This is a genomic window from Flagellimonas eckloniae (genome assembly GCF_001413955.1).
Taxonomy (GTDB): domain Bacteria; phylum Bacteroidota; class Bacteroidia; order Flavobacteriales; family Flavobacteriaceae; genus Flagellimonas; species Flagellimonas eckloniae.
In genome coordinates, this window is sequence record NZ_LCTZ01000002.1 from 3,674,885 (window position 1) to 3,689,634 (window position 14,750).

Genomic DNA, 14,750 nt, shown 5'->3' on the forward strand with positions numbered 1-14,750 from the left:
TATTGAACAGTATTTAACCTCCATTTAAAATTTAAAAGGTTTAAATGAATAGTTTTGTACTCGTTTATAAATTAGATTATTCATGAAAAAAACCAACACGCTCGTACTGGTGCTAACTCTTTTTGCTGCCTGTTTTTCTTTTGCCCAACGTAAAGCAAAAAAAACCATTGAGGAAAAGCCAATAGAGATTGCACAATCGCCAAAATTGGTTGTGGGAATTATTGTAGATCAAATGCGGTATGATTACTTGACCCGTTTTTGGAATCATTATGGAGAAGGAGGGTTTAAGCGTTTGGTAACCGATGGGTTTAATTGTAAAAACCATCATTTTAATTATGCTCCCACTAGTACAGGACCAGGGCATACATCTGTCTATACGGGAACTACACCATCCATTCATGGCATAATCGGGAATAATTGGTATGATAAAACCCAAGATGAAAGTGTGTATTGTGCGGGTGATGCTCGTTATAAGTCTGTTGGAACATCATCGGATGCTGGAGAAATGTCACCACACCGTATGTTGACAACTACAATAACCGATCAGTTACGTTTGCATACCCAAAAGAGGGGTAAAGTAATCGCAGTGGCACTAAAAGATAGAGGTGCGATACTGCCTGGAGGGCATATGGCAAGTGCGGCATATTGGTTTGAAGGTGGTGACTATGGGAAATGGATAAGCAGTACATATTACATGCAACAGCTTCCTAAATGGGTGGCTGATTTTAATGCATCGAATAAAATAAAAGCATATAAAAAACCATGGAACACCTTAAAGGATATAAGTTTATATGTGGAAAGTGGAAGCGATAACAATAACTATGAAACTCCATTTGAGGATGAAACCACTCCTACCTTTCCCCACAGTACGCCAAATCTACTGAATAAGGAAAAGGATTTTGAAATCTTAAAATATACTCCCTACGGAAATAGTATTACTGCAGATTTTGCTCTTGAAGCGCTGGAAAAGGAAAATTTGGGAACCGATGCCATTACGGATTTTCTAGCCATCAGTTTTTCAAGTACCGACTACATTGGCCATAAATATGGAGTGAACTCAAAAGAAGTTCAAGATGCATATTTAAGACTTGATGTTGATTTGGCACGAATCCTTAATACTTTGGATGAAAAAGTTGGTAAGGGTGAGTATACAGTGTTCTTGTCCGCAGATCATGGGGCAGTTCATGTTCCGTCTTACCTTATGGATGAAAAAATACCCGCAGGATATATGGATTCTGAGGCTTCAAAAGTGAGGTTTGATGAGTTCTTGAAATACAAATACGGTACTACGGACATTGTTAAAAGAATAAGTGATTTTCAAATTTTTCTTGATAGAAAAGTCCTTGACAATCTTGATATGAATATTGAAGACGTAGAGGAAGAAATTGCTTTTGAATTATTGGACTATGATGATGTTGGAAAAATATATACAGGGTATCAAATGTGGCAAAATGAATATACCAGGGGTTTGCCTTATATTTTGCAAAATGGATGGAATCAAAAGCGCTCGGGGGATGTTCTTATAGTGCAAAATCCTGGTTACGTTTCATATCATACAACTGGTTCTACACACGGTTCCCCTATGATTTATGATACGCATGTTCCTCTTTTGTTTTATGGAAAAGGAATAAAAAAAGGAAGTACGGCAAATAGAACGGAAATCCCCGATATTGCGCCTACTCTTGCTACTTTATTAGGTATAGCATTTCCAAATGGTACAACAGGTGAGCCAATAAATGAAGTGCTTAATTAGTTAAGCGTTTTATATTCTATTTTAGGACATCCGGGTTAACAATATTTGGGACATTTCCCTTCTCATAAAAGCTGATTATATTTCTGGCTCCCATTCTAGCCATTTCATTTCGGGCAGTAATAGTTGCCGAGCCGATATGAGGGAGTACGCAGACATTTTCCATTAAAAGAAGAGGATTGTTGGGCTTCATTGGTTCCGGATTGGTCACGTCTAGGCCAGCTCCCCAAATATTACCTTTATTTAAGGCGTCTATTAAATCTTTTTCATTATGGACTCCCCCTCTAGCCGTGTTTATAAACAATGATGAAGGCTTCATTCTTTTAAAAACTACTTTATTGAATATGCCTTGGGTTTCTGGTGTTAAGGCACAGTGAACTGAAATCACATCACTTTGTGATACCAAGGTGTCAAAATCAACAAATCCTGCTCCAAGTTCTTTTTCCGCTCTTTTGTTGACACTTCTGTTATGGTACAAGATTTCCATATCGTAGGCACCTTTGCATCTTTTGGCCATTGCCATGCCTATTCTCCCCAAGCCTAAAATACCAAGTGTTTTACCTTTAAGTTCCAGCCCTAAATGACCTATAGGGTCAAAGTGACTCCATTTTCCATCCTTTATTTTTTGGTTCATAAAGAACATCTTTCGGGCGGTGGCAATCATCAAGCCAAAGGCAACATCTGCTGTAGCCTCGGTCATAGCATTCGGAGCATATCCAATAGGAATCTTAAGCTTTGTGGCTTCATTGATATCTATGTTATCATAGCCCACAGCAAATTGGGTAATAATGTCTAAGTGTGAACAGGTGTTTAAAAAAGCACTGTCAATTTTATCTGTTAACGTACAAAAAAGGGCATCACAATCTTTGACAGCCTTTGTCAACTGCTCGTAGGGCATGGGATACTCTTTATCCCAACTGATTACTTTAAAACCGGCACCTTCTAGAAGCTGAGTTGCCAGCTTTGGGAAAATTCGAGATAGGAATACTGTTTTTTGGACCATATCTTAATTTTAGTTCTAACGGATTAACTACATTTTTTGCAAGATACCTTTCCATCTATATTTTCTGATAAAAGCGCCTTCATCCTTTGAAACAAATCGGGGAACCTGGTAAATCAAGGCTTTTAGATAGCCCAAAATTATTTGAATGTATAACTTCAAGCTTTTGGAATGCCACGCCATTTTTAGTGCAGCGACTTTGGTGAGGACAATGCCATAGCGCATTTTGTAAAGCGCTTCTCCTTTGGTCTTATAGTTTTTTGAGCTATAGCCATGACCAGTGGGACGTAGGTGTTTTACATGCAATGAAGAATCCGTTAAGGTTTCAAAATCATGGTACTTGGCCAGAAGGACATCCACAGTATCCCACCCAACTCCTGGGCGTAAACCTTCAATCTTAATAAAGCAAGATTTATGATATAGCTTTATAGGTCCACGAATATGGTTTTTTTTTGCAATAGTTTCATATACCCAATCGTCATCTTTTTTTATGTAAAGCAACCCAGAACACATACCTAATTTCCAATTGCTTTGAAAATGGTTTAGGATAACTTCAAAATAATTGGGAGGGAGGATAATATCCGCGTCAAATTTGCCTATCAAGTTAAAATTGGATACATGCTGTAGTCCAAAATTAAAAGTATCCACTACCTTTTTTCCTGGAATATGTTCATCAATAGACTTTCTCTTGAAAACCTTTATCCAATCAAACTTTTTAGAATAGCCTGAAGCAATTTTAAATGTATCATCACTGGAATTATCGTCCACAACAATTACCTCATCTGGAGTCTGGGTTTGTGCAACAAAGGAATCCAGACAATCTGAAAGATAAGATGCTTCATTATGGGCAGGGATAATAATGCTTATTCGCATAGGCTAAAATTCCAAAAAAATGAACACTTATCCCAAAGAAGTTTTATGTTCTTTGGAAATAGGAGTAGTGATTAACCTTTTGTCCTTGACCCTTTTATCAAGAATGCTTCGATTAATAAAATATTTCTCGACTGCGCTCGAAATGACAGGTTAGGACTTTCGCTCTGCGTACACAATATAATAGCGATTGGTAAAGTAGCGCAACAATGGTCTAAGCCCTAGTTTTTTGGTAGGATTGGTCCATTTAGCGGAATCTTTGATTGTCCACCCCGCTTTTTCCAAGAGCCAATCAAACTGCCAATCTTCAAATTCATGGTAATGTCGGTCCCATGGGTCTGTTTTGCTCCGGTATGCCGATGAAAACCATAACCGCATTGGAATACTCGCAACTAGTTTATCTACTTTTATTTCCTTTAATACATTATAGGGGGCAACCAAATGTTCAAAAATTTCAAAAGCAGTAATCACTTTTGCATCGGTATTGGCAACGGTATCAAAATTTACATCCAAGTCTTCCCCGCCAGTATTTTTTACCTGGTATCCGTTGGATTTCATGATTTCTGAAAACGGATTTTCTACTCCCAAATCCAATATGGATTCTGAAGTATCAATATGCTTTTTTAAAAACTCTAGGGTTATTCGATACCGTTTGTGTGGATATTTGCCTTCGTACATCTAATATTTGTAAACAATGGCATTGATATTCATACCAGCGCCAACGCTTGCAAAGATAATAACATCTCCCTCTTTTACTTTGTGATTTTGAAATTCCCCCTTTCGCACTAAATCAAAAAGTGTGGGAATGGTAGCTACGGAACTGTTTCCCAATTTGTGGATGCTCATAGGCATGATCCCCTCCGGCACTTCTTTGTTGTATAAACGGTAGAATCTTTTTAGTATGGCCTCGTCCATTTTTTCATTGGCTTGATGAATGAACACTTTCTTTACTTCATCAATGGATCTTCCACTTTCATTCAAACAATCAGCCATGGCCTGTGGTACATGAGTACATGCAAATTCGTAGATTTTACGGCCATGCATTTTTATATATCTGGTATCAGATCCTTCTTCGTTGCTATAGGTTTTATCAAAAAACAAGTAATAGGCCTCGCCATTGGCATGTGTAACGGATGTATGAGCCAAAATTTCCCCAGAACTTGGATTGGCTTCAATTATGGCTGCGCCAGCACCATCGGAATAAATCATACTATCACGATCATGGTCATCCAACACTCTTGAGAGGGTCTCGCCCCCAATAACCAAACATTTTTTGGCCATTCCACTTTTAATAAAAGCATTTGCTTGTATAACTGCCTCTATCCATCCTGGGCAGCCAAAAAGCATATCATAGGCGACGCATTTTGGATTCTTTATTTTAAGTAGATGCTTTACACGTGTGGCTAGGCTGGGTAAGGTGTCACCCTGCGTTTTCCCAACAGTTAAATCTCCAAAGTTATGTGCAAAAATGATGTAATCCAGTTCCTCCTTATCAATTTTTGCATCTTCAATTGCTTTTTCAGCAGCTAGATACCCTAAATCTGATGTCTTTAATTCAGGTTTAGCATATCGACGTTCAGAAATTCCTGTAATGGATTTGAATTTTTCTATGATTACGGCATTTTCATTTGCAAAAGTGCTTCCATCTGTACCAAGAAATTCATGTTCCAAAAAGTCCTCGTTTTTTGTAATGATAGATGGAATATATCTACCAGTACCTGTAATCCCAATTTTCATTTTGAGGTTTTAGTACTTAAATATACCAGTTCATCAATAGGTTCTTATGCATGCATAATATTTCCTACGATGTCCAAGTTTGGTTTTCCTGTTCAGTGAATATGCATAAGCCCCGATTTAAGTTATATATCGAGGCTATTTTTCAGCTATTTTGATAGTTGGCTATGCTTCTACGTAAGCTTCAATAGGTGTGCAGGTACATATTAAATTACGATCCCCAAAGGCTTCATCTGTTCTTCTTATTGTTGGCCAGAACTTATTTTCTGAAACAAAGGGTAATGGAAAAGCAGCTTTTTTCCTACTATATGGGTAATCCCAACGGTCGTTAGTGACCATTTCCAAAGTATGCGGTGCATTTTTAAGCACGTTGTCTTGATCTTCGTCGCTTGCTTCGTCAATTTCCTCACGAATCGATAACATGGCATCACAAAATTTGTTCAATTCAGCAAGACTTTCGCTTTCTGTTGGTTCTATCATAATGGTACCAGCTACGGGAAAAGAAACCGTGGGTGCATGGAATCCATAATCCATCAATCGTTTTGCAATATCAGTTACCTCAATTCCATTAGCTTTAAATGGTCTGCAATCAATAATCATTTCATGGGCAGCTCTTCCTTTTTCACCAGAGTAGAGCACGTCAAATTTACCTTTCAGCTTGTCTTTAATGTAATTGGCATTTAAAATGGCAATTCTAGTGGCATCTGTTAATCCTTCCGCTCCCAACATTTTAATGTACCCGTAGGATATTAAACAGGCCAGCGCGCTGCCCCAAGGTGCTGCTGATATAGCGGTAATTGCTTTTTCTCCCCCCGTTTCCACAACTGGATTTGTTGGAAGAAATGGTTTTAATTGTGCAGCTACGCAGATAGGGCCCACCCCTGGTCCGCCACCGCCGTGAGGAATTGCAAATGTTTTGTGCAGGTTAAGATGACAAACATCGGCGCCTATGGTAGCTGGGTTTGTTAGCCCCACTTGAGCATTCATATTGGCACCATCCATATAGACTTGCCCTCCATTTTCATGAACTAGTTGGGTAATGTGTTTTATAGATGACTCAAATACACCATGGGTTGAAGGATAGGTAACCATCAAGGCTGCTAGATGTTCAGAATGTAAGTGTACTTTTTCCTCTAGATCAGCGACATCAATGTTTCCTTTTTCATCGGTTTTGGTAACCACAACTTTCATCCCTGCCATAACAGCTGAGGCAGGGTTTGTTCCGTGTGCAGAGGCAGGAATAATACAGATATTTCTGTGTCCTTCCCCATTGGCTTCATGATACGCCCGTATGGTCATCAATCCTGCGTATTCTCCCTGTGCTCCTGAGTTGGGTTGTAATGATGTTGCAGCGAAACCGGTAATCACGTTTAACTGCTCTTCCAGCTCTTTTAAAACTTCTTGATATCCTTCAGCTTGATTAAGTGGTACAAAGGGATGGATGTTGCCCCAGTTTGCCCAGCTTAATGGAAGCATTTCTGAAGCAGCGTTCAGTTTCATGGTACAGCTGCCCAAGGAAATCATGGAATGGTTCAATGCCAAATCTTTTCGCTCCAATTTTTTGATATAGCGCATCAATTCTGTTTCAGAATGGTATGAGTTGAAGACTTCTTGCTCTAAAAATGGTGTTTGACGTTTTAACGAACTTGAGATTACATTAGCAACTTCTTCTTGAATAGAAATTTCGGTTTCACCAAAACAATTTAATATAGACTCTATATCCGTTTTGTTGGTAGCTTCATTCAATGCAATTGAAATGGTTTCAGAATCAATATAGTTGAAATTTATTCCCTTACCTTCAGCAACTCCCTTCAACTTCTGTGTATCGGCTATCTTAACTTTTATAGTATCAAAAAATGAAGTATTCAGTTGTTGTAAACCAATATTTTTAAATCCATTGGAAAGGACTTTAGCCTGATTGTGTATTTTATTGGCAATATAGCCCAACCCTTTTGGCCCATGATAAACGGCATACATGCCAGCCATAACGGCCAATAGTACCTGTGCTGTACATATGTTGGATGTGGCTTTGTCACGTTTTATGTGCTGTTCCCTTGTTTGCAATGCCATGCGGAGCGCAGGATTGCCATCGGTGTCTTTTGTAACTCCAATAATTCTTCCTGGAATGCTCCTTTTGTATTCTCTTTTTGTAGCGAAAAAGGCAGCATGGGGACCACCATACCCCAATGGAATTCCAAAACGTTGTGTTGTTCCTACTACTACATCTACCCCCCATTCACCGGGAGCAGTAAGCATTACTAAACTTAAAATATCTGCTGCCACAGCAACTTTGATATCATTTTCCTTGGCTTTTTGAACGAATTCAGCATAATCATGAACTTGGCCATGTTTGCCGGGGTATTGCAAAAGTGCTCCGTAAAAATTATCCAAAAAAGCGAATTCCTCGTGATTTCCAACTACCAATTCTATTCCCAAAGGAGTTGATCGTGTTTGCAGTAGGCTTACTGTTTGGGGGAGTACTTCTTCAGAAACAAAAAACTTAAGCACACCTTCCTTTTTTTGTTGCCTTGAACGAATATCAAACAACATGGTCATTGCTTCGGCCGCTGCGGTACTTTCATCTAAAAGAGATGCGTTGGCCAGTTCCATTCCGGTTAAATCACATACCATGGTTTGGAAATTTAGCAAGGCTTCCAATCTACCTTGGGCAATTTCAGCTTGGTAGGGTGTGTAAGCGGTATACCATCCTGGGTTTTCAAGAATATTTCTTTTAATTACGGATGGTATCAAGCTCTCATGGTATCCCAATCCAATATAGGATTTAAAAACCTTATTCTTTTCCGAAAGATTTTGAATGTGGGTCAAAAATTCATGCTCGCTTATACCTTGCGGAATTTGCAATGGTTGTTTGAGTCTAATATCATCTGGAATTGTTTCCAATATTAACTGTTCAAGGTTTTCTACCCCAACCGTTTCAAACATGGACTCGAGGTCTCTTTCCGTAATGCCAATGTGCCTTGAGGCAAACACTTCTGTATTCATATTCAATGCAATAAAGTGCACAAAATTAGGGATTAATTCAATGAAAATTGTCAATTTTGAAGCAAGCCAAATCAAAGTTGTTAACCAGAAATTAACCCTAAACCTATACTATTGAATTTTGTTTAATGCGTTTCTTGAAAAATAGTTTTAATTTTTACTTGGATGCCAGTATACATGTGGCTTTGGCGGTTGTATGCCTAATGGGCGCAACAAGTATATTGTTAAACATTCCCATGAACTTTTTTTTGATAGGTTTTACCTTTTTTGGTACTGTTGTTTGCTACAATTTCATTAAATACGGAGTTGAGGCTAAGAAATACTTAATTGTATCCAATATCTACCACAAAAACATTCAAGTTTTTAGTTTTTTATGCTTTGCAGGGGCACTTTACTTTTGGTTTGGTCTAGATAAGAAAATTTGGACAGCTATTTTGGTTTTGGTATTGATTTCAATGCTTTACGCAATTCCATTTCTTCCAAAGGCTAAAAATTTAAGAAGTCTTGGTGGCTTTAAAATAGTTACTGTAGCTCTGGTTTGGACTGGGTTTACCGTATTGTTGCCAATTTTAGAGGCTCAATTACCCTTTAACTGGGATTTTTGGGTAACCGCAATGCAGCGATTTATTTTAGTTTTGATATTGTTATTGCCCTTTGAGATTAGGGATCTTCAATGGGACGAGAAAGATTTGAAGACTTTGCCGCAGGTACTGGGGGTTCGAAAAACCAAGAAATTGGGAGTTCTATTGACCCTGTTATTTTTTGCACTTACTTTTTTGAAAGATGATATTCCCCAGATAGAATATACAATGCGATTGATTCTTTGTGTAGTCTTAGTGCTATTGTTTTTGTCAAAACGTAATTTTAAAGCTAAATACCTTGCTTCATTTTGGGTAGAGGGAATACCAATATTTTGGTATGGTTTATTTTTAGTGGGGAATAGACTTTTTTAGAGGTGTTTTTCCAAATCTTTTTTCATGGCTTCTTTATCACTTTCAGACAATGTGTTTAAGTCCGCTCGATTACAAAGAGAAGTCAAAGCTGTATTTTGTTTGGTAAACTTAGCACAGGCTTTACACATAAAAATATGCAAACGGAGTTTTTGTATTTCCCAAAAACTAGCTTCCTTATATTGCGATCTAGTGCAAATGTTCGAGGCCTCCTCGCATGAAATCTTCATAATTAAAACCAATTTTGATTTAGGCAACCCATTAAAGCTGTTCGTGCCCTATGAATCATCACCCACAGGTTGGACGGGTTAATTCCTAATTCATTACAAATATCTTCCGTACTCATGCCTTGAATAGTTTTCATATTGAAAACCAAGGATTGTTTTTTCGGCAATTTGGAAATACATTCTTGAATGGCCAGTCCCAGTTCCTCATTTTCAAGTGTATTGTCACCATCTTTACTGAAAGGGTCTGCCACCTGTTCTTCTAACCAATCCCCTTCGGAATCCGTATCCGAATTGTAATTGATTCGAACTTCTGCTTTTCCTTTTTTAGAGTTGATTTTTCGATAGTGGTCTATGACCTTTCGCTTTAAAATGGCAATTAACCAGGTTCTTTCGGCAGCATCACCCTTATAATTTTTAGCTGAGTTAAGCCCGGCAAAAAATGTTTCTTGCACCAAATCTTTTGCAATTTCCGAATCACTTACGCGTGCTACTGCGTAGTTAAAAAGATAATCTGCATATTGGTCTACCCATGTTTCGGGGTGAAGTTCGTGTGCCATGTTTTTCTCAAGAAGTGTCAAATGTAATGGATTTTGGTTAATGATTTCATGCTTTGTCCATTACAAACGACCTTAAAAAGTATCACGAAAAGGTCATGAAAGTAAACTTTAGCTATTTGTTAAGATTTTTAGGGACATAAACTCATTTAAAACCTTTAACGGTCTCTTAAATATGTTATTTGGTGCAAGTAATTAAATAATAGCCAAAACTTTTCATGTGCAAACTAGATAGCAAAGCATAAAAAGAACCCTTAAGATTATGCAGACTTTCTTTTTTTAAAGTTCTGTTCTTCCAGAGTTTTTTGAGCATAAAACCAACTATGGCAAATGGAACATGAAGTACGGAGGGAGCAACTTTAAAAGAGACATCTTCTACTTCTATATTTTTAAAACCTACATTCTTTAAATCTACTATGGTATTGTGTATGGTACCAAGTTTAGGTAAACTCCAATGGTCACACAGGTTTTTATAAGCGTAAAACCCTCCTCGACATAGCTCTTGTGGTTCTTTCTTTAGAAAAGCATCAGCAATCACCAACCTTCCATTTTGTTTTAAAATACGATGGGCCTCCACAAATGAGGATTTGTCATGACCTGAATGACAAAAGCTTTCCATGGCTATTGCTGCGTCACATGAATTAGAGATGAAAGAGGTTTTGTTGTAGTTTTCTTTTAATATCAAACCCTTTAAACCTTTTAGAAGTTTATTTCCTTCATCGACTTGAAACTCTGATAGCGTAACACCAATGGTGGAAAGGTTTTCATTTTTTTTCAGTGCATATCTCATGCTACCACCCATTCCGCAGCCTAAATCAGCCATGAGCCCTTTATTTGGTAAATGCAATCTATTTAATACTTGTCTGTTCATTTCATTCAGCATTTGATCCCTCCTAAAAGGATTTGTTTTTAATGGATTGAAATACCCAAAGTGCATATTAAAATCGTTGCTCCAAAACTTATAATCTTCTGTTGCCTGATTGTAGAAATCAATAATATCCACCTCGGTTCTGGACTCTTCGTGAAGTGCTTGGGATGCTTCTTGCAGGGCTAGTTGTTTCATTACAATATTTTTAAAGATTAAAATAAGAGATACAGTTATTTATAAAAAGCCATGTGAATACAAGTGCAAACAGGACAAAAAGCATATTCATAAAATAGCTTCCAACTTTAAATATGGTTTTTTGTGGAATGGTATACATAGGATAATAGGCAATTTGAGTGGCCACCTTACCCACCCAATAGGCGCAAATTAAGCCGGTAAGGGCAATGGCCAATGTGGTTCCATTTTGTAGTTCTTTACTAAGGACAATGGCAATGCAACCAAAAGAAAAATTCAGACCCTGTATGTATCTGCCATAGGTTTTTGCTATTTCTTGATTTAAAGGTTTTAATTGTTTTACATCAGTGTACCAGTCAAATACTCTGTGACGGATGTATGGATAAATAAGAGCTGTAAATATCTGGCCGATTCCAGCAACTACAATGAGCCAATTAAGAATGTTATATTTCATGGCCTAGTTTTTTGAAATGAACTATATAACTTAAAAAGAATATTAAAACTATTGGGACTAGAAGTATCGGACTGAATAGTTCAAAGACATTGGTTTTTATTGAAATAAAAAACAAAGAAGTAATTGTGAAGTAGGTATATATCAATTTACTTTTAGGAAATGCTATAAGAAAAAAGAATGCAGCCAATATTTGTAATATACCGGTGAAAGGGAGTCCATATGGACCAACTAGAAGACATAGAAGAGCCATTACGTTTAAAATTTTTGAAATTTGATATGTAATTTTCATAATTATGTAGTTATTGAATTTTCAGAAATTATTGAAATATCAAAGCAAAAAAATTATTTAAACATTTTTAGTATGGTTTTATTAAACCAATTTTGCTTTTGGTCTGCCAACTTATTTAGTAGGGTATCCGCAGTATCAGCCATTTCATAAAGTGCCTTGGTCTGTTGCGCAAACTCTTTTTGTTCAGCATCATCCGAAATGACAATACTACTAACTTCTTTCAATGTCTTAATTACAGGCTGTAACTCTCTACGGCTGCGTTCTTTGGCAACTATACGAGCCAATTCCTGCACATCTTTTTCCGTAGTATAAAACTCCTTGCGCTCGCCAGACTTAAGCGTTTTGGTCACAATGCCCCAATCAATCAATTGGCGAACATTCATACTGGTGTTGCCCCGAGAAATTTGAAGTTCCTCCATGATTTCCTCAGTGGTAAGCGGTTTTGTAGAAATAAAAAGCAAAGCTTGAATTTGGGCCATGGCCTTATTAATACCCCAAAGGGTACCCAAACTTCCCCATGTGCTGATAAACTTTTCTTTTGCTTCTTGGAATTCCATAAAACAAAGATAACATTATTTTTGTAATTTCAAAAATTATTGAAAATCAAAAAATATCATCCTGTTTTCTTGATTAACCCAGCCCTTTCCAACAAAGGTTCAATTTTAGGCGCCGCACCTCTAAAGCGCTTGTACAAGGTCATTGGATTTTCTGTACCTCCTTTGGAAAGCACATTTTCTTTGAATTTGGTTGCAATTTCCTTGTTGAAAATTCCATTTTCCTTAAAATAGGTGAATGCATCTGCATCTAAAACCTCTGCCCATTTATAGCTGTAATAACCAGATGAATATCCTCCTTGAAAAATATGGGAGAAAGCTACACTCATGCAGGTTTCAGGAGTTTCTGGAAATATATTGGTGCCTTCAAAGGCTTTAGACTCATATTTTTTTACATCTTTAATGTTTGATGGGTCAGTTCCGTGCCATGCCATGTCCAAGAACCCAAAGCTTAGTTGGCGTAGTGTGGCCATACCTTCCTGAAAAGTTGCAGATTCTTTTATTTTTTGAACCAGTTCCATAGGAATCAACTCTCCAGTTTCATAATGAAAGGCAAAAAGTTCCAATGCTTCTTTTTCATAGCACCAATTTTCCATGACTTGACTTGGTAATTCCACAAAATCCCAATACACCGAAGTCCCAGAAAGACTTGGATAGGTTGTATTTGCAAGCATGCCATGCAGCCCATGGCCAAATTCATGGAACAACGTAGTTACCTCATTAAAGGTAAGAAGGGAAGGTTTTGTACTTGTTGGTTTTGTAAAGTTGCAGACGTTGGAAATATGTGGTCTACTATTTTTACCTTGAAACGTGTACTGTGATTTATAAGAGGTCATCCAAGCTCCCCCTCGTTTTCCTGGTCTGGGATGAAAATCTGCATAGAAAATTGAAATCAAGTTTTTCGAGTTGTCATAAACTTCGTAGGTCTTAACATCATCATGATATTTTTCAATATCAAAAACTTCTTTAAAATTGAGGTCAAACAATTTTTCCGCTACCTTAAAAACGCCATCAATTACATTTTCCAGTTTAAAATAGGGTTTTAGCTTTTCATCATCCAAATTGAAGAGTTTTTGTTTCAACTTTTCTGAATAATAAGCGCTATCCCATTTTTCCAATTGCGCAATACCGTCCAACTCTTTTGCAAATGCCTGTAATTCTGCAAATTCTCTTTCGGCTGCTGGTTTTGCTTTTTCCAGAAGTTCTGTTAAGAATTGCTGTACTTTATCCGGAGTTTCCGCCATTCGCTCCTCCAAGACAAAATCTGCATGCGTTTTATATCCCAATAAGTTGGCTCGTTCGAAGCGAAGCGAAGCAATCTTTAAAACATTTTCTTGATTGTCCAGTTCATCCTTATGAAACCCTTTGCTCCCAAATGCGAGAGACAATTCTTTTCGCAATGCCCTATTTTCGGCATATTTCATAAACGGAATGTAACTTGGATAATCCAATGTAATCAACCAGCCTTCCTTGTCTTTTGATTTTGCCAACTGAGATGCGGCTTCCTTTGCTCCATCTGGCAGGCCTTTTAAATCTTTTTCGTCAGTAAGCAACAGTTCAAATTTGTTGGTTTCTGCCAACACATTTTCTCCAAATTTTAGTTTTAATTTAGATAGTTCAGCGTCTATTTCGCGCAGTCTTTTTTTATCTGTATCATTAAGATTCGCTCCATTTCTACTAAAGCTTTTGTATCGTTTTTTTAATAAAGTTTGCTGTTCAACCGTTAGGTCAAGGTCGTCTTTTTGTTCGTAAACTGATTTTATCCGCTGAAAAAGACTTTCGTTCAGTGTAATGTCATTGCTGAATTCTGACAACAAAGGAGAGACCTCCTGTGCAATTTTTTGAATTTCATCATTGGTTTCCGCAGAATTTAGGTTGAAAAAAATACTGGAAATTCGGTCTAATTGCTTTCCAGAAAAGTCCAAAGCTTCCAAAGTATTTTCAAAAGTTGGTTCCTCGGTATTTTCAGCTATCGCATCAATCTCTTTTCGGGCATTTTCAATTGCTTCTAAAAAAGCAGGTTTAAAATGCTCGTTTTTGATTTGTTCAAATGGAGCTTTGTCAAATGATTTGAGAAGGGGATTATCCATATAGATTTTAGAATTGAGAAAATTTGTAAACCCTATTTTTGAATTGATGGATTTTATTCAATGAATTTTGTAATAATTAAAATATATCTTCTTACTGACTACTGACTACTGACTACTGACTACTGACTACTGACTACTGACTACTGACTACTGACTACTGACTACTGACTACTGACTACTGACTACTGACTACTGACTACTGACTACTGACTACTGAC

13 protein-coding genes are annotated in these 14,750 nt (G+C 37.3%); 2 read left to right on the top strand and 11 right to left on the bottom strand.

Annotation, left to right across the window (positions count from 1 at the left end):
- The first annotated feature begins 82 nt into the window (after window positions 1-82).
- The gene (gene pafA / locus AAY42_RS15835; protein ID WP_055396953.1) at window positions 83-1,753 is read left to right on the top strand and encodes an alkaline phosphatase PafA; all 1,671 of its coding nucleotides are present in this window, start codon (window positions 83-85) and stop codon (window positions 1,751-1,753) included.
- Window positions 1,754-1,769: 16 nt separating this feature from the next.
- On the opposite strand, the gene AAY42_RS15840 is transcribed toward pafA, so the two are convergent.
- The 5 genes from AAY42_RS15840 to gcvP all read right to left on the bottom strand — a co-directional run bounded on the left by AAY42_RS15840 (window position 1,770) and on the right by gcvP (window position 8,357).
- Window positions 1,770-2,753, bottom strand: coding sequence for a 2-hydroxyacid dehydrogenase (locus AAY42_RS15840; protein WP_055396955.1), 984 nt, complete (start codon window positions 2,751-2,753; stop codon window positions 1,770-1,772).
- A 27-nt stretch (window positions 2,754-2,780) separates the two neighbouring features.
- A complete protein-coding gene (locus AAY42_RS15845) occupies window positions 2,781-3,623 on the bottom strand; it encodes a glycosyltransferase family 2 protein (protein WP_055396957.1) in 843 nt (280 codons plus the stop codon).
- Between the two features lie 150 nt (window positions 3,624-3,773).
- Window positions 3,774-4,298 carry a class I SAM-dependent methyltransferase gene (locus tag AAY42_RS15850; RefSeq protein ID WP_055396959.1) on the bottom strand — a complete coding sequence of 175 codons (525 nt, stop codon included), beginning with the start codon at window positions 4,296-4,298 and terminating at the stop codon, window positions 3,774-3,776.
- Window positions 4,299-5,357 carry a 3-oxoacyl-ACP synthase III family protein gene (locus tag AAY42_RS15855; RefSeq protein WP_055396961.1) on the bottom strand — a complete coding sequence of 353 codons (1,059 nt, stop codon included), beginning with the start codon at window positions 5,355-5,357 and terminating at the stop codon, window positions 4,299-4,301.
- Window positions 5,358-5,519: 162 nt separating this feature from the next.
- A complete protein-coding gene (gene gcvP / locus AAY42_RS15860; RefSeq protein ID WP_055396964.1) occupies window positions 5,520-8,357 on the bottom strand; it encodes an aminomethyl-transferring glycine dehydrogenase in 2,838 nt (945 codons plus the stop codon).
- 125 nt (window positions 8,358-8,482) lie between these two features.
- Between gcvP and AAY42_RS15865 the strand changes: the two genes are divergently transcribed.
- Complete coding sequence (locus tag AAY42_RS15865; protein ID WP_055396966.1) at window positions 8,483-9,307, top strand: UbiA prenyltransferase family protein; 825 nt, start codon at window positions 8,483-8,485, stop codon at window positions 9,305-9,307.
- On the opposite strand, the gene AAY42_RS15870 is transcribed toward AAY42_RS15865, so the two are convergent.
- From AAY42_RS15870 to AAY42_RS15900, 6 genes are all read right to left on the bottom strand, one after another.
- Window positions 9,304-9,534, bottom strand: coding sequence for a hypothetical protein (locus tag AAY42_RS15870; RefSeq protein WP_055396968.1), 231 nt, complete (start codon window positions 9,532-9,534; stop codon window positions 9,304-9,306). The genes AAY42_RS15865 and AAY42_RS15870 overlap by 4 nt on opposite strands.
- A gap of 2 nt (window positions 9,535-9,536) precedes the next feature.
- Complete coding sequence (locus AAY42_RS15875; protein WP_055396970.1) at window positions 9,537-10,088, bottom strand: sigma-70 family RNA polymerase sigma factor; 552 nt, start codon at window positions 10,086-10,088, stop codon at window positions 9,537-9,539.
- 175 nt (window positions 10,089-10,263) lie between these two features.
- Entirely contained in the window at window positions 10,264-11,148 is an 885-nt protein-coding gene (locus AAY42_RS15880) for a methyltransferase domain-containing protein (RefSeq protein WP_055396972.1), read from the bottom strand.
- Window positions 11,149-11,158: 10 nt separating this feature from the next.
- Window positions 11,159-11,599: a hypothetical protein gene (locus AAY42_RS15885; RefSeq protein ID WP_055396974.1), complete on the bottom strand. Its 441-nt coding sequence runs from the start codon at window positions 11,597-11,599 to the stop codon at window positions 11,159-11,161.
- A 342-nt stretch (window positions 11,600-11,941) separates the two neighbouring features.
- Window positions 11,942-12,445 (bottom strand): GbsR/MarR family transcriptional regulator, encoded by a 504-nt coding sequence (locus tag AAY42_RS15895; RefSeq protein ID WP_055396978.1) that lies wholly within the window; start codon window positions 12,443-12,445, stop codon window positions 11,942-11,944.
- Between the two features lie 56 nt (window positions 12,446-12,501).
- The gene (locus AAY42_RS15900) at window positions 12,502-14,532 is read right to left on the bottom strand and encodes a M3 family metallopeptidase (protein ID WP_055396981.1); all 2,031 of its coding nucleotides are present in this window, start codon (window positions 14,530-14,532) and stop codon (window positions 12,502-12,504) included.
- Between the last annotated feature and the right edge of the window lie 218 nt (window positions 14,533-14,750).